At 38.6% G+C, this 14,863-nt stretch carries 16 protein-coding genes; 4 read left to right on the top strand and 12 right to left on the bottom strand.

The window, feature by feature from the left end; translation table 11 throughout:
- Positions 1 to 199 precede the first annotated feature (199 nt).
- The 3 genes from AC2YJL_RS04525 (at position 200) to AC2YJL_RS04515 (ending at position 2,576) form a co-directional block, all read left to right on the top strand.
- A complete protein-coding gene (locus AC2YJL_RS04525) occupies positions 200 to 1,009 on the top strand; it encodes a DUF4397 domain-containing protein (RefSeq protein WP_050688342.1) in 810 nt (269 codons plus the stop codon).
- A complete protein-coding gene (locus tag AC2YJL_RS04520; RefSeq protein ID WP_230933446.1) occupies positions 1,006 to 1,629 on the top strand; it encodes a class F sortase in 624 nt (207 codons plus the stop codon). The genes AC2YJL_RS04525 and AC2YJL_RS04520 overlap by 4 nt, the downstream gene beginning before the upstream one ends.
- A gap of 128 nt (positions 1,630 to 1,757) precedes the next feature.
- Positions 1,758 to 2,576, top strand: coding sequence for a glycerophosphodiester phosphodiesterase family protein (locus tag AC2YJL_RS04515; protein ID WP_195696065.1), 819 nt, complete (start codon positions 1,758 to 1,760; stop codon positions 2,574 to 2,576).
- A 27-nt stretch (positions 2,577 to 2,603) separates the two neighbouring features.
- Here AC2YJL_RS04515 and AC2YJL_RS04510 read toward each other — a convergent pair whose 3' ends face one another.
- The 12 genes from AC2YJL_RS04510 to AC2YJL_RS04455 form a co-directional block, all read right to left on the bottom strand.
- Positions 2,604 to 3,290, bottom strand: coding sequence for an ABC transporter permease (locus tag AC2YJL_RS04510; RefSeq protein ID WP_195696064.1), 687 nt, complete (start codon positions 3,288 to 3,290; stop codon positions 2,604 to 2,606).
- A 1-nt stretch (position 3,291) separates the two neighbouring features.
- The gene (locus AC2YJL_RS04505; protein WP_195696063.1) at positions 3,292 to 4,134 is read right to left on the bottom strand and encodes an ATP-binding cassette domain-containing protein; all 843 of its coding nucleotides are present in this window, start codon (positions 4,132 to 4,134) and stop codon (positions 3,292 to 3,294) included.
- A 118-nt stretch (positions 4,135 to 4,252) separates the two neighbouring features.
- A complete protein-coding gene (locus AC2YJL_RS04500; protein WP_195696062.1) occupies positions 4,253 to 4,762 on the bottom strand; it encodes a GNAT family N-acetyltransferase in 510 nt (169 codons plus the stop codon).
- A 35-nt stretch (positions 4,763 to 4,797) separates the two neighbouring features.
- On the bottom strand, positions 4,798 to 6,003 hold the full coding sequence (locus tag AC2YJL_RS04495; RefSeq protein ID WP_195696061.1) for a TolB family protein: 1,206 nt from the start codon (positions 6,001 to 6,003) through the stop codon (positions 4,798 to 4,800).
- Between the two features lie 101 nt (positions 6,004 to 6,104).
- On the bottom strand, positions 6,105 to 6,923 hold the full coding sequence (gene yidC / locus AC2YJL_RS04490; protein ID WP_195696060.1) for a membrane protein insertase YidC: 819 nt from the start codon (positions 6,921 to 6,923) through the stop codon (positions 6,105 to 6,107).
- 505 nt (positions 6,924 to 7,428) lie between these two features.
- Entirely contained in the window at positions 7,429 to 8,808 is a 1,380-nt protein-coding gene (locus AC2YJL_RS04485) for a sucrose-specific PTS transporter subunit IIBC (RefSeq protein WP_028415103.1), read from the bottom strand.
- A gap of 178 nt (positions 8,809 to 8,986) precedes the next feature.
- Positions 8,987 to 9,814: a PRD domain-containing protein gene (locus AC2YJL_RS04480; RefSeq protein ID WP_195696059.1), complete on the bottom strand. Its 828-nt coding sequence runs from the start codon at positions 9,812 to 9,814 to the stop codon at positions 8,987 to 8,989.
- Between the two features lie 37 nt (positions 9,815 to 9,851).
- On the bottom strand, positions 9,852 to 10,349 hold the full coding sequence (locus AC2YJL_RS04475) for a PTS sugar transporter subunit IIA (RefSeq protein WP_013084668.1): 498 nt from the start codon (positions 10,347 to 10,349) through the stop codon (positions 9,852 to 9,854).
- Positions 10,350 to 10,570: 221 nt separating this feature from the next.
- Positions 10,571 to 10,783: a hypothetical protein gene (locus AC2YJL_RS04470; protein WP_195696058.1), complete on the bottom strand. Its 213-nt coding sequence runs from the start codon at positions 10,781 to 10,783 to the stop codon at positions 10,571 to 10,573.
- 129 nt (positions 10,784 to 10,912) lie between these two features.
- Complete coding sequence (locus AC2YJL_RS04465) at positions 10,913 to 11,539, bottom strand: FMN-dependent NADH-azoreductase (RefSeq protein ID WP_014458563.1); 627 nt, start codon at positions 11,537 to 11,539, stop codon at positions 10,913 to 10,915.
- A 141-nt stretch (positions 11,540 to 11,680) separates the two neighbouring features.
- Positions 11,681 to 12,136 (bottom strand): transporter, encoded by a 456-nt coding sequence (locus AC2YJL_RS04460; RefSeq protein WP_195696057.1) that lies wholly within the window; start codon positions 12,134 to 12,136, stop codon positions 11,681 to 11,683.
- A 160-nt stretch (positions 12,137 to 12,296) separates the two neighbouring features.
- On the bottom strand, positions 12,297 to 12,842 hold the full coding sequence (locus tag AC2YJL_RS04455; RefSeq protein ID WP_195696056.1) for a hypothetical protein: 546 nt from the start codon (positions 12,840 to 12,842) through the stop codon (positions 12,297 to 12,299).
- A 683-nt stretch (positions 12,843 to 13,525) separates the two neighbouring features.
- Here AC2YJL_RS04455 and AC2YJL_RS04450 point away from each other — a divergent pair.
- On the top strand, positions 13,526 to 14,692 hold the full coding sequence (locus AC2YJL_RS04450) for an FtsW/RodA/SpoVE family cell cycle protein (protein WP_013084672.1): 1,167 nt from the start codon (positions 13,526 to 13,528) through the stop codon (positions 14,690 to 14,692).
- Positions 14,693 to 14,863 lie beyond the last annotated feature (171 nt).

Here is a 14,863-nt window from a genome sequence, read left to right as displayed (position 1 = left end):
ATTATCACAAAATTCAAACTATTTACCTGGCCTTTTACAAAAATTTCATCTAATGAAATAAATTGTGCATATATTGGATAAAATTGTAGATGATAACAAGTGAATAAATGCCCGAGTACGTTCAAAAGTGAATGAATGCCCACCACTTTTCATACGGGACTAACAGGACAAACTTAGATTAAAAGGAGAGTAAAACGTTATGAACCGTGTAAAGATTATTGCTGCTTCTTTACTCGCAGTTTTATTGCTAGCTTTTTCAGATAATTTCACTTCTGCAGCTGTGCAGGAGGCGATGATACGAGTTGTGCATGCATCACCTGATGCACCTGAAGTAGATATATATGTGGACAATCAAAGCATCGTAGTCGGCGCATCGTTTAAAGATGTGACAGATTACCTTAAAGTACCTGCGGGGTCTCATAAAATAGAGGTATATGCCATAGGTACAAAAGGAAAAGAAAAACCTGTCATTTCCACTAATGTAACCGTCGAAGCAAACAAGGCCTATACTCTTGCTGCTATTAACCAAGTTGCACACTTGGAATTAAAAGTAGCTCAAGATGATATGAACGTAGCTAAAGGAAAGAGTAAAATTCGAATTGCTCACTTTTCTCCAGATGCTCCCGCTGTTAATGTAGGTATTAATCACGGCCCTACTTTGTTTAAAGACACTGCTTTTAAACAAATAACAAATTATTCTGAAGTAGATGCCGGAACCTATGATCTAACCATTGCAACTAGTCAAGACAATAAAAAAGTACTGGACATTCCAAACCTTAATTTAGAAGCTAACACGGTCTACACGGTGCTCGCTATTAACAAAGCCGACAGTCTTGAAACGCTTTTATTAAAAGATAATACGGCTATGCCTTCCGAAATGCCAAAAACAGGTATGGGCGGTGCTTCACAGGATAATTATAATTCAATTGTGCCAGTTCTTACTTTATTAGGAATTGGAGCAGTCGCTATATTTGTTGTTCGTCGTCACAGAGGATACGAAAGCGAATGAAATGGATAGGAGGGGTTTTCACCTTTTCTTTGATACTATTCATGAGCACCTGGTTTGCCCAATCAGCAATTGCAAACGGCTCGACGGATTTTGTTGTGAAGATGGCTGAAACAAAATCAGCTCAATCCTTGCAATCTTCAGGAACTGCTTCTACGCCTCTTCCATCTCAGCTTATTATTCCGAAGCTTCATATTAAGGCTTTTATAAAAGGAATGGGCCTTACTAACCAAGGTGAAATGAGCGTTCCTGATAATGGTCATGATGTAGCTTGGTTTAAGCTTGGAGCAAGACCTGGAGAGGAAGGAAATGCGGTCATTGCAGGACATGTTGATGATCAAAAAGGACCCGCTATCTTCTATCATCTCGACAAGCTCACAAAAGGAGACGAAATTTTTGTAACCGATCAGCAAGGGGATCAGCTGACCTTCGTTGTTACGAATAAAGCTTCTTATCCCCGAGATTCTGCTCCTATCAGAGAGATTTTTGGTCCAACTTTTCAACACCAGCTTAATTTAATCACCTGTACAGGAACGTTTGATCATAAACAGAAAACTCATGAGCGCAGGCTCGTTATTTATACAAGCCTCCGTCCGGAAAAAACAGCCGATGTTTCTCACTAAACATCGGCGTTTATTACTTTTAATTACATACTGGTTCGTTTTATTTAAATATTTACACAGCCTTAATATGAACACAACATCTCACTAGTAAACTAATGCACGACCCCTCAATAAAAAGGAGTTTTGATATGAGACGAAAATGGTGGTTTGTAAGCTCACTCACTCTTTGTTTATGCGGCATTTTTATGTTTATACATACGCAGGCAGCTTCTACTCAAGCAGAAAACGTAGCCATTATTGCTCATCGAGGCGCATCAGGATACGAGCCAGAGCATACGATGCAATCTTATCTCGCGGCCGTCCAGCAAAAAGCGGATTACATTGAACTTGATCTTCACATGTCTAAAGATCAGCAGCTTGTAGCAATTCATGACTACAAAGTTGATCGAACGACAAATGAAACAGGATATGTAAAACAGTATACAGTGAAGCAGCTTCAGCGTTTGAACGCAGGAAAAGGTAATAAAAAAGCCGTCATTCCAACTTTAGAAGAAATATTCCGTACGTTTGGCAATCGAACAAACTATTATATTGAAACAAAATCTCCTCATGAATATCTAGGTATGGAAAAGGAATTGTTGACGTTGATGGCTAAGTACAACATTCATACCAATCACGTCATTGTACAATCATTTAGTCCTGAAAGCTTAAAAACCGTCCATCGATACCGACCTACGATGAAACTAATTCAACTGATTCGTTCTAAGCAAACCAATATGTTAACAGATCAGCAGTTCAGACAAATCAAAAAGTACGCGAACGGGATTGGTCCTAATGCAAACACGCTGACAAAGTCATATGTACAAAAAGCTCGCTCATATGATTTAGACGTTCATCCTTATACAGTAAATGATGAAAAGCAAATGAGAATGCTTATCGAGTGGGGCGTAACCGGCATGTTTACTAATTACCCGGATCGTCTTTATAACGTACTTCATAATAAATAAACACTTGCCGCGGCAAGTGTTTATTCTTTATACATCTCTTCTATTCGCTCTCCACAAATACAGGCTAATTAATACTATGGCATAAAGCAAAGCCCAGCCAAACACCAAAAATTTGTTTAATCCTTCGTTAATAAATTGAATGATTGCAGATACGGGCGGCAATACATACAGCAGCAGTCCCCCTCCTTGATACGGAAATGAAACGCCTGCCGCTGCAAGCGTAACGATTAAAATAAATAGAGGTCCAAACCACGATAAGCTGCCTTCTCTTACAACATCTCTTGTGAAAACAAGGCCTATGCTCATACCAAGCAAACTAAACGTCCAGTGAATAATAAACCCAAACACCATTTGCTTAGTGGATATATCCACTTCAAACATATCAAGCAGCACGGGATAAGCAATGGAAACCGCTGATAAAAACGTAAACAGCAGCATACAGCTAATAAGCTTGCTTATAAAGTACTTGTTCTTTTTCCCTACATGAAGTTTTGTAATAACTTCTTGACTGGAATCTTCCGCGTGAAACAGCGACATTGTAAACCAAGTGGTTAGAAAAAAGAGGAAAAGCGCCGTATTAAAAAAGCTATCAAGCACCGGGTTCGGTCTATATGTATAGTTCATACACAGCGAAATAATATAAAGTGCAAGCGGCGGAATATATCGATACGATTTAATATATGTAATAAAATGATAGCGAATCAATGCACCCATCTTAAATTTCTTCCCTTTCCATATGATATAACTTTACAACTTCACCTTGAACAGCAAGTAATTCTGCAAGAAACTCGTTTACATATTTTTTATCTATATAAAAAATCCAGTAGTTTCCGTGCTGTTCAATTTTCGTGCACTTTTCTTTTAATAAACGAAGTGGCTTATTAAGAATGACATTTGCTTCAATAACCGTTAAATGCTCAATGAGTTGAACGCGCTCATTTTTTAAAATGCGCTGTGAGCCAATGGTGATAACACGATCCGCTACAGCATGAATGAGCCTTTCTTCATGACACGTAAATACAATGGTCATCCCTCGTTCTTTGAGCTTTGTAAAAATTCGTTCTACTTCTAGCTGAGCACGAGCATCTAATCCTGATAGAGGTTCATCAAGCAATAGCAGCTTAGAAGAACTCAGCAGCGCTTGCATCATGTTGACTTTTTGCTTCATTCCTTTTGAAAAAGAAATGATCTCTTCATGTCTAAACTCTACCATTTCGAAAGTTTCGAGCAGCTCTTCAATTCGAGAGGTGCGCTTTTTCTTAGACAATCCTTGAATTCGTCCCATGTGCTGTAAATAACCTGCTAGCGTAAAACGCAGCTCCTGAGGAAATTGTTCCACCACAAATCCAGGCGTACCGGTTTCTTTATGAAGGTTAATTGTCCCTTTAGTCGGTTTCGATAATCCGCCAATTAGCTTTAAAAACGTACTTTTTCCCGCACCGTTTTTTCCAACAATCGCGACAGTCTCTCCTTTATAAAGGGTCGTATGAATGTTTTCTAATACGGTATGTTTTTTGTATACTTTTGCAACATTTTTTAATTCAATCAGTTTTTCCATCTGCTGCCTCGCCTCTCCATAATCCTATATGTTAAATCATAGCATATTTATGGGGAATGTGCTTCCATCTCTATACGTTTCAGCTAAATTTTCCCGTATAAAAAAGCCTTTAATCTGGTCAAAGGCTTCTTATAGACAATACCATATGCTCTTCATCGATAAATTCACCATCTACTTGAAGAGCTCTTTTTTCATACGCATAAGAAGTAAAACCGAGGCTTTTGTATAGGGCTTTTGCTCCTTCATTTTTAGCAGCAACGGCCAGGTAGATTTGCAATACCTCGGTTTGGGAAAAAGCTTGTTCAACAGCGGTTTTTAACAGCTTCTTTCCAAGACCTTTCCCCCTTGCTTCAGGGGCTACGTACATCCCCCAAATATCTCCTTTATGCTGAACTTTTAAAGGCTTTTGCTGCTGAAACCCCACGATCCCCACAAGCTGTTTTTCCATAAAAGCTCCTACTACAAATTCTGATTGGCTGCTTGGAAAATAATTTCGGATATCAGCAATTTCTTTTTCATATTCTTCTTCATAACTTAAAATAAAACTTTCGGGATGATCTTTTAAAGCACGAAGACGGAGTTCAAAGTACACGTCAGCGTCTTCTTTTACCAACAATCGTATATTCATTTTTTCACCTTAGTTTCTTATGTTTTAATTAGCTATTAAGGGCTGTACACGCTAAATACTTCATTCCACCGATACAGCTCATAATAATTTCCCGGTAGGTCTAAGCCTGAAATAAGTACCTTATCATTTTTCGTATCTTTTACGCGTGTTAAAAGATTTGCTTGTTTTCGATTTGTACGAATCCACATCGTTTGATTCGTTGCTTTATGATAAACAGGCGCATAATCTCCTAATCCTTTTTGTGGAAATGTGAACTGACTTTGCTTATTGGTCTTTACGTTCATGCTATACAAAAAAGGCAGTGGCCTCTTTTTTTCATCATTCGACCACCCTGCTTCGGGCACACGTGAAATGATGATGTTATCTTTTTCTGCCCAAGTAAAATCCCAATCTGCGAAGCCTTTTGGAGTAAACACATGTTCTTTAAAAACCGGCATCTCTTTTAAAGTAAACTTTTTATTTTCAGTGGCAAACCTTCCTTCTCCATTAATGAATGCCAGTACTTGCTCTTCATTGCTCCACTTAAACCAATTAGGCACATTAAGCATATCTCCCACTACTTGAAAAGCTTTTCCTTCTTTTGTAATGATGCACAGCTTATTTGCATCTGCAGACATTGAAGCCGTTGGAATAGCGATAAAACTAATCCATTGCCCGTTAGGAGACCATTTAAAGCTGCTTGTTGTATACGCAAAAAACGAATCATTTTCTGCTGGGAGCGTCGTAAAAGCCTCCACTTTTTTTACGTCTAACCCTGCATATTTGCTCACTGTATATAGCTTTACCGGTCCCCATCCCGTGGGCGCCAGCGCAGCAGCTGACGTAATTAAAAATCGATCTCCTTCTGGAAACCATGAAAATTGATCAACTCCTACGGCTACACGCTTCTTTTCGTGCGTTTTAACGTTGTAATATACTAAGATTCCATTCGAAATATACGCAAGTTCCTCAGCAACCGGTGACCATTGATAATGAGTCACATCATGTTCAACCAGTAGCGGTTTTCCTTTTAACGGTGCAATCATTAAAGAATCATTTTCTGCATAAGCAACTATATCTCCATGTGATGACCATTGAGGCATAGAGGCATGATGGGCATAGGATAACTGCCTTTCGGTACCGTTATCATATACCCATAGGTTTCCTTGCCGTATAAAACTGACCTTCACTGTATTGGCAGCATTTATTTGCATAGGGAACAACATAAGAAAAAGCAGACATAACGCTATTTTTTTCACCATGTTCACTCCTGTCTTTTTTTATAGCGTTACACAAATCTCCTCATCTCATCACATTTTTGAAAAAATAAAAAAGCGCAGCGAATAGCTGCGCTTTTTGTATATTATGATTTTGACTTAGATTTTGGTGATGGCTTTGTTTTAGCTTGTGCTGCATTATTAGCCGCATCTTTTTCTTTTAATAAATTCATACGTTTTTTCAAGTAGTAACCTTGTCCAATTCCGAATAAGTTACCGATTACCCAGTACAATGCAAGAGCAGATGGAAGTGAAATTCCCGCTACTAAGATGAAGATTGGCATAATGTTCATCATCATTTTCATTGGAGGTTGAATTTCATCCGTCATACTTACACGAATTTGTAAGAATGTCGTAATCGCTGCAACTACCGGTAAAATAAAGAAAGGATCTGGTTTTCCTAAACTAAACCATAAGAATGAATGCTGCGCAATTTCATGCGTTCTTGCAATGGCATTATAAAATGCGATAATAATAGGCATTTGAATAAAGATTGGCAAACATCCGCCAACCGGATTAATTTTATGCGTTTGGTAAAGCTGCATCATTTCTTTTTGCTGCTTTTGCTGTGTTTCTGGATCTTTTTTACCAGCATATTTCTTTTGAATCTTTTCCATTTCTGGACGAAGTGCTTGCATAGCCATGGTGCTCTTTTGCTGTTTTAAAATAAGCGGCAATAGAACTAAACGAATGATAACCGTCGCAATGATAATAGAAAGACCATAGCTTCCGCCTGCCCATTCAGCAATTTTCGTTAATGCCATAGATAAAGGGTAAACAAAATAATGATCCCAGAACCCGCCGCTTGTTGCGGTTACGGGTGTTTTTGTGCTGCTACAGCCGGCTAGAGCTAAAAGAAGCGCTCCCATTAAACCAAGCAATAATAATTTTTTATTTCTTTTCATATTCTTTCCTCCTAATAATGACTAAATGTATGAAGTGTTTTTCAGAAGGAAAGGATCTTCTTCATCATTATTCTTCTCTTTAACTGGTGTTTTTCTATACACATGTATAAATACATTTCGTCTTTTCCATATTGTTAATACTGAAGGATCAATCCCTGCATTCACATGGTCGGTGACAGGTTCCGCATGAAAAGCCGTAAACCTAGCTTCACGAAGCATATAATAACAAAGGATATATAAAACGAAAGCAGATAAATACGGCGCATATAGAAAAAGATCGTGATAAAATTCCATGTGCCAGCTCTCTTTCTGACTATAATAGTACAATCCAATATATGTAGTGTAGCATTTACGTTCCTGTTACACAACATCAACTTATCTCTTTAACTGTCCTACGTATTACTTTTTAAAAAGTTTCATATTTAAGACACAAAATTTGCTCACCATAAAATATGATGAGCAAATCTAATACCATTCTCTATTCTCGTATGCTTACCGCTGGTTCTCAGTCTTCTTTTAGTTTCATGAACCACGTAACACCAAATGCAACACCTACAGAAATAATCATGCCAATAATATAGTGAATTAAATTGCTCATACCAAGCGGTGCAGCAATGGCCATCATTGGAATGCCTGTGAGTCCGTAGGCGTTGGCTACTACGTGCATAAGTACCACGTAGCCTCCCCCGGCTGCTCCGCCTATAGCCGCAGCAATAAATGGCTTGCGAAGTCGTAAGTTGACGCCGAAAATAATCGGTTCTGTAATTCCTAAGAAGGAAGAAATAGCCGCTGGAATCGCAATTTTTTTCGTTTTGGCATTTTTCGTTTTAAAATAAACAGCCAGCCCTGCTCCTCCTTGCGCCACATTCGCACATGCCCAAATAGGAAGTAAGAAGTTAACGCCAATCTTCGGATTAGCAAGCAGTCCTGCTTCAATAGCATGAAAACTATGCTGCAAGCCTGTTAATACAATGGTTGAATATAAGCCACCAAACAAAATTCCTGCAAACACTCCGGCTACATCGTATAGAGACTGAAGGCTAATCGAAATTAAATCTCCAATATAGCGGCCGAAAGGACCAATAAACACAAGTGACACAAAGCCCGTGATAATAACAGTTAAAAAAGGCGTAACAAGTAAATCAACCGAATTCGGCACAATTTTCCGCAGTCCCTTTTCAATTTTACTCATCACATAAATAGCTAATAAAATTGGAACGACCGTACCTTGATAGCCAATCAGCGGAATACTTAAGCCAAACAAATCCATATATTCTGGCTTAGCATCTGCTAATGTCCATGGATTTAATAACATCGGATGCGTCAAAATCCCTCCGATAACCGCTCCAAGATAAGGGTTTGAACCAAATTCTTTTGCAGCTGAAAACCCGATTAAAATCGGTAAAATGATAAATGCTGCGCCTGAGAACATGTCCAATAAGACAAATAACGCACTATCTTCTGAGACCCAGTGGAACGCTTTCATCATCCCGAGCAATCCCATTAATAAACCGCTTGCTACAATGGCTGGAATAATCGGAACAAAAATATTTGAAAGCATGCGAGCAAAGCGAGCAAATGGGTTCATCTTCTTCTTCATTTCTTCTTGGTGATCTACTGGGGCAGCAGCCTCTTCAGCGCCTAATTCTTTAACAAAAGCAGCGTGAATTTTATTAACGAGACCGGTTCCAAAAATGATTTGAAACTGTCCTGAATTTGAAAAAGCCCCTTTTACATCTTCTATTTCATCCAAACCTTTTTGATCGATTTTGCTTTCATCTCGAATAACGAGGCGCAAACGCGTAGCACAGTGCTGCGCACTAGCAATATTTTCTTTTCCTCCTAAAAGCGGAACAAGTTTTTTAGCAATTTCTTTTACATCCATCTTACTTCCTCCTTTTTGTATGTCATAAAAAAAGCAAGACCTAAAATACACTTATAAAAGACATAGTTGTCCTTCATGCGCATTCTAGGTCTTGCCTGCTTTACCAGTCACAATCCCGCTTATTCAATTAATACGCTTTCATTGTACTCAAAGCAGCAATATCCGTCAATGCTTTTTTCTACATTCTTTGCTCTATTCGGCAAATGTGAAGCGTGATGTAGCCTAACTCCGCTTCTGGAAAATTAATTTCGTACTCATCTTTGACAAATTGTTTTATCGTTTCAGCACATTGATACGATTTTTTATATTTGACTTTTAATACGTCGAGCATCTCTTCATCCATCTCATGAAAAGGTTCATTTTGCGCTAAACGATTTAACGCAAAGCGCAAGTGAGTCAGCAGACGCTGATAGGACATACTGTTTTCATCAATCTCCATATTCAGCTCTTTTTTTATAATCGTAACCATTTCATTAATAATCGTTGTATGCATCATGAGCTGCTGCATTCCCGGTGAATTCAGTTTCGCCGTATGAATATGAAGCGCAATATATCCCGCTTCATCAATCGGCATCGTGATGTCTAGCCTCTTTTTGATATGCTGAAGAGCCCACACTCCTATTGCATACTCAGGCTGATAGAGAGATTTAATTTCATTAAGCAATTTATTTTGGATGGAAATTCCACGGGCTATCCTTTCGACAGCAAAGGATAAATGATCGCTCAAAGCAATATGCACATGATGGCTTAGCGTAGCAGAAAGCTGCTGCTCCGCATACGAAATGATTTCTTCCGCCACTTGAATATGCTCTTCAGGAAGGTTTGTTAATAGTTCTTGAAACTTTTCCTGTTCTTCTTTCATGACAAAGACTTTCTCCACTTTCGCAGCATTAATAAGATCATTTTTACCTTTTTGAAAAGCGATGCCGGGACCCATCGCAATCTTTTCAACTCCGCCTTCCTTAAAGACAACGGCGTTGTTATTTAACACTTTTAAAATCTTCAAATGCGCTCTCCTTTCTTAAAGGAAAAGGCCTTGCTTATTACTTCATCGTTACTTTTGCACAAGCCGTTTCGCCTTTTTGAACCGTCCCTTGAGCCAAAATCTCGAAACTTTCACTTGCATCACTATTTGTAATAACAATTGGTGTGATAATGCTTTTCGCTTTTTCTTGAATAAGCGCTAAATCAAATGTGATAAGAGGTGTTCCTACACTTACTTTGTCACCTTGTGCCACGTGAGCTTCGAATCCTTCGCCTTCCATTGCCACTGTTTCAAGGCCGATATGTATTAATACTTCTGTACCGGCTTCTGTTTTTAAGCCTACCGCGTGTTTTGTATGGAAAAGCTGAACGACTTCCCCAGCAACAGGTGAAACAACTTGTCCTTCTGAAGGTTCGATTGCAAAACCGTCTCCCATCATCTTCTGTGCGAACACTGGATCTGGCACTTCGCTGATTGGCAGGATATTACCTGAAAGCGGAGCTAGAACGGTTGTTTCTTTTGATTTTGTCTTATTACCAAATAATTTTTTAAACATCTCAATCACCCTTTTTTAGATTGTACTTGTAGCATACCCCAATGATTCTGCAGAAAAACTTCCCCTGTCCCGTGTTACGTTAACATGGTCATTATTTAACCATGCTTTTTTTGTCTTGTAAATAAAAATATATGAGCGTTTTCATAAGAAGTGCGTTCTCTATGTCGCACTTCATGTAAACCTTTATACATCTTCTGAAGGGTGGATATTGAATTTTAAACCTAAAAAAGAGGTTGAGACATAAACAAATGAATCCAATCTAAAGATGAACAACTAGTATACATGAGCCGAACCGCTTTTGACACCGCAGTTGATTTCCGTGCAAGACTTCGCTTTCCGCGGGCGGATGCTGAGCCTCCTCGTCGCATACGCTCCTGTGGGGTCTCACCTATTCCGCTTTTCCCGCAGGAGTCTTCGGCTTGCCCTCCAATCAACTGCTAGAAAGACTTACAAACATGAAATCTACGTTCACCGTAACAAAAAAAAACGAACCACTAATCAAATATCTTGATCAGTAGTTCGTTTTTCACTTCATCAAATCCTTTTGTCCCAGCCTTTTGAGATTAGAACGTTGACGCAACTTCTTTTGCTTTTTCAGATGCTTTTGCTAGAATATTGTCTGCTTCTGCTGGTGTGTAAGCCATGCCTTCTGCAACAACCAGTTGGAAATCTTGGACCCCAATGAAGCCCATCACTGTACGTAAATAGCTTTGAGTAAATTCTAGCTCTGCTGCAGGGCCTTCTGAATAAACGCCTCCACGAGCTTCTAGTAACACTACTTTTTTATCTGAAGCTAATCCTACTGGACCATTTTCAGTATATTTAAACGTTTTTCCTGCAATTAAAATGTTATCAATATATGCTTTCATTAGTGGAGGGAAGCTTAAGTTCCACATTGGAGCTGAGAAAATAACTTTGTCAGCTTGTAAAAACTGCTCTACTAATTCACCCATACGCGTTACTTTTTCTAATTCAACAGCTGATAATTCTTCACCAGCTCCAGCTTTTCCCCATGCTGCTAAAACATCTCCATCAATGAACGGAACTGTTTCTTTATACAGATCAAGCGTTGTCACTGTATCAGTAGGATTTGCTGTTTTATACTCATCTAAGAAAACCTGTGCTAAACGAGTTGAAAATGATGCTTCATCAACCTGCGGATTTACTTTTACATATAATACATTTGCCATAAATGTCATCTCCTAAAAAGTGTCTATTATTATTAATTCGAGATATTACTAAATAAATTATCTTTAATTCGAGATTTATTATATAACGTCATTTTTTATGCGTCAACCTTTTCCCACAAAAAAAACTCCGCAAGCGGAGTTTTATATACATTGAAATTCTCGAATTTGATTTACATCTACCCCAGCATACACCCAGAAAAATCCTGTCCAGCGATATCCTGCAACTGAGCGTCTGCCTACAAAGGTTGGGTAAAACCAGTAAGGTCGACCATTTCTCGGCCATATATAGGTATATCGGTATAAGCATCCTGAAATAGCGCCTGGGTCAACAGCATAAAGTGATGGACCTCCTGAACCTAGCTTTGGTGCAGGTGTAAAAGCTGGCGGTGGACTTGAAGGCGGCTGCGCTCCTCCCTGCGGCGGAAACCCTTGGCCCCCTCCTCCAGGTGGCGGTGGTGGAAATCCTTGGCCTCCTCCTCCAGGTGGCGGCGGTGGAAATCCTTGACCTCCTCCTCCAGGTGGAAACGATGGAAACCCTTGGCCTCCTCCAGGTGGAAACAAATTTTGAAAACGTGGATCGTATTGATATGGATACATACGCACTCCCCCTTTATAATGCTTGCTACGTTACAATATGCATCATAATGAAGATAGGTGAATGTCTACTTTTACCTTCTATAGACTAATTGAACGATGTTAAACTTGGTAAACTTAAAGGGGAGTCTTATCGGAGGAAATAATAAATCCAACACGGAAACTACTTGCGTGTTGGATCTGCTTGCGGAAAATATTTTTCAATAAAATTATACAGCCAAAATACGGTAATCAAAATAGGAGCTATCACAAAAGGATGTTGAATCCACATTTTTACCAGTACCTTTTCAAATGACGGAATCGATTTTAACACTTGAAATAACGAGCTTCCGCTAAAAATAACGCTCGTTCCTATTAATAAAAAAGATAGCCAGTTAAATTGATCCATCCACATGCTCATAGAGATATAAAAACTAACACCCGTTCCTATGCCCCCCATTATTCCACTTAAAATACTTTTTACCGAAAAAGGAATCCCCACAAACCATCCGGCTCCTAGTCCTGCACATCCTGCTAAAATGCTAGAAAAAAGCAGCGGCTGCTCAAGCCAGAGACATGCATTCACTCCAACCACTAAGGTGACATGTATCCCTACGTGAAGGGAAATTCTTTTGCCAACAGGCTCTGAAACATAATGATAGTAGCGCCCGCTATAAAAAATTGTCCACCATAATAATAAAAATGCTGTCACACTTGCCCCTATAATCATAAACACACCTCTCTACGTTATGATTCTATTAATCTCTATCTATTATTTTCTTAATATCCTGTGTCTCTTATTCGGTAATTCATCCATATACCTTCCATACGTTCGTTCATCAGCAAGAAAGTAGAATATAACTATATTCTTGTCTCAACTGTTTACTTAGGATAGTGAAGTTGAATGTCTGCATGTAGAAAAAGATAGTGTAGAACACTTTCTCTTATCTTTACTATTATTCATATGTATAGCTTGCTAGATTTAGTCCTCGCAGTTTAGAATTTTTCAGTCGTTCATATGAAACTATTTGCCTTTTCTTTCGTTATATATATACACGTTTCTTTATCTTTTCACGTGCAAAAAAAGATAAATTCCTATAATATGTTTTCATATTAACCTTTAAGGAGATAAAGAAGATGAATTGAATAAGTCCCTCCAAATAGAGTTTTTAGAAAAAAGAAATTGTTATCATTTCTCCTATTTATGTTATAGAATAATTCATGTATAATAAAAGGCTGTATGGTAACGCAGCTTGCGACATATCTTTTCTTACTTTTAGCAAGTCTATATTCAAAGCAAAAACTGCAAAGTGGGGTTAGTGCGACTCTTCATTAATCGACTTTGCATTAAAAACCAGCATTTTTCTTTTATCATAAAGAAAGAATGAGATTTAATAGTGACAGGTGAATAATATGGGTGAAAATCAAAGAAATGTTAGTAGATTTGACTGGAACTTGGCTTTCCTAATCTTCCTATTGTTTTGCGTAAGCGTTGTGGCAATCCATAGTGCTGAAAAAATTGGGCAGTATGATAAGAACTTCGTAGCGCAACAAGTTGTTTTTTATATAATCGGAATGGTGATTATAGGGTTTGTCATGCGTTTTGACTCCGATCAGCTTCAAAAGCTAACGTGGGTTTTTTATGGATTTGGGAACTTTTTATTACTTCTTTTACTAGTGGCTCCGTCAAGCATTGCCAGAGAAATTAACGGGGCAAAAAGTTGGTTCACACTTCCCGGCTTTTCGTTACAGCCATCAGAGTTTATGAAAGTGTTTTTGATTATCACACTGAGTACGGTCATTGTGAAACACAATGAAAAATATCGTATCCGGACAGTAAGAGAAGACTTTTTACTGCTTGGTAAACTGGGTGCTGTACTTGCTTTACCTTTATTATTAATCATGCAGCAGCCTGACTTAGGTACCGCTCTTGTGTTCTTAGCAATCACGGTTGGACTTGTATTTGTTTCAGGCGTAAGCTGGAAAATCATCGCGCCTGCATTTTTAGGTATTACTGCGGTTGGTTCTGTCATTTTGGGACTTGTTGTTTATGCACCTAGCCTATTAGAAAAGTATCTAGGGGTTAAGCAATACCAATTTGGACGTATTTATTCTTGGCTTGATCCTGAGTCGTATAGTTCTGGAGAGGGTTATCATTTAAAGAAATCGTTAGATGCAATTGGATCAGGAATGGTAAACGGTAAAGGAATCGGTAATGGAGTTGTCTATTTGCCAGAGGGACAGACCGACTTTATTTTTGCCGTTATCGGAGAAGAGTTTGGCTTTATCGGCGCCAGCATTGTTATTAGTCTTTTCTTCGTACTCGTTTATTACTTGATCAAGCTAGGCCTTGAAACAAAAAATGAATTCAATTCTTACTTATGTGTAGGCGTTATTTCAATGCTTACGTTCCACGTATTTCAAAATATCGGTATGACCATTCAAGTCTTGCCTATTACCGGAATTCCACTTCCTTTTATTTCATATGGAGGTAGTTCACTGATGGGGAACATGTTTGCAATGGGTCTGATGTTTGGAATCTCATGGCACCACAAACGCTATATGTTTGGAAATGATTAAAGAGAGACGATGGTCTCTCTTTTTTCTTTTATCTCCCTATTAAGCATGCTACAATAAAGAAAACGCTTCCAAATCCTGTTTTAAAAGGAGTAGATATGCATGCTTGATTACCAATATCGGCGCAAAGCCTATGCTATTTTGTTAAAACAGACATCCGTATCTTCATCTACA

This window comes from Priestia sp. SRI_019 (assembly GCF_057586255.1).
This window is presented reverse-complemented; position numbering and strand designations above follow the sequence as displayed.

Bases quoted from the DNA above. Each gene is read 5' to 3' on its own strand.
- AC2YJL_RS04525 (WP_050688342.1), top strand. From the start codon at position 200: ATGAACCGTGTAAAGATTATTGCTGCTTCTTTACTCGCAGTTTTATTG.
- AC2YJL_RS04520 (WP_230933446.1), top strand. From the start codon at position 1,006: ATGAAATGGATAGGAGGGGTTTTCACCTTTTCTTTGATACTATTCATG.
- AC2YJL_RS04515 (WP_195696065.1), top strand. From the start codon at position 1,758: ATGAGACGAAAATGGTGGTTTGTAAGCTCACTCACTCTTTGTTTATGC.
- AC2YJL_RS04510 (WP_195696064.1), bottom strand. From the start codon at position 3,290: ATGGGTGCATTGATTCGCTATCATTTTATTACATATATTAAATCGTAT.
- AC2YJL_RS04505 (WP_195696063.1), bottom strand. From the start codon at position 4,134: ATGGAAAAACTGATTGAATTAAAAAATGTTGCAAAAGTATACAAAAAA.
- AC2YJL_RS04500 (WP_195696062.1), bottom strand. From the start codon at position 4,762: ATGAATATACGATTGTTGGTAAAAGAAGACGCTGACGTGTACTTTGAA.
- AC2YJL_RS04495 (WP_195696061.1), bottom strand. From the start codon at position 6,003: ATGGTGAAAAAAATAGCGTTATGTCTGCTTTTTCTTATGTTGTTCCCT.
- yidC (WP_195696060.1), bottom strand. From the start codon at position 6,923: ATGAAAAGAAATAAAAAATTATTATTGCTTGGTTTAATGGGAGCGCTT.
- AC2YJL_RS04485 (WP_028415103.1), bottom strand. From the start codon at position 8,808: ATGGATGTAAAAGAAATTGCTAAAAAACTTGTTCCGCTTTTAGGAGGA.
- AC2YJL_RS04475 (WP_013084668.1), bottom strand. From the start codon at position 10,349: ATGTTTAAAAAATTATTTGGTAATAAGACAAAATCAAAAGAAACAACC.
- AC2YJL_RS04465 (WP_014458563.1), bottom strand. From the start codon at position 11,539: ATGGCAAATGTATTATATGTAAAAGTAAATCCGCAGGTTGATGAAGCA.
- AC2YJL_RS04460 (WP_195696057.1), bottom strand. From the start codon at position 12,136: ATGTATCCATATCAATACGATCCACGTTTTCAAAATTTGTTTCCACCT.
- AC2YJL_RS04455 (WP_195696056.1), bottom strand. From the start codon at position 12,842: ATGATTATAGGGGCAAGTGTGACAGCATTTTTATTATTATGGTGGACA.
- AC2YJL_RS04450 (WP_013084672.1), top strand. From the start codon at position 13,526: ATGGGTGAAAATCAAAGAAATGTTAGTAGATTTGACTGGAACTTGGCT.